The organism is Shigella sp. FC1967, assembly GCF_001743005.1.
GTDB lineage: Bacteria > Pseudomonadota > Gammaproteobacteria > Enterobacterales > Enterobacteriaceae > Proteus.
The window spans coordinates 1-267 of the sequence record NZ_MIIZ01000206.1 but is presented as its reverse complement, the minus strand read 5'-3'; the positions used below and the strand labels follow the sequence as shown (position 1 = coordinate 267).

Genomic DNA, 267 nt, shown 5'->3' with positions numbered 1-267 from the left:
GCGTTTTCTTGAAAGCCATCTCAACGGAGTGTTGCGTAAAGAAGGCACCCATTGGGTACCCGATACCACCAATGCCCAAGGCTTAACCTTTAATCCCGAATTTTTAAAAGCCTTAGATAAACTCAGCTATCTGGGGGGATGTTGTTTTTGCGAATGGTGAAGCACGTCTTTACTTTGAATTACGCCCAGGTACCTCACCCAACATTATGCAAACGCATTTAATGATAGATAGACAATCTCTTCTTTACGATAACCAGCAACCCCAAT

1 pseudogene is annotated in these 267 nt (G+C 43.1%); it reads left to right on the top strand.

What is annotated here, in order from left to right:
* Positions 1-267, top strand: a pseudogene (locus BHE89_RS01870) (hypothetical protein); the annotation flags it as partial.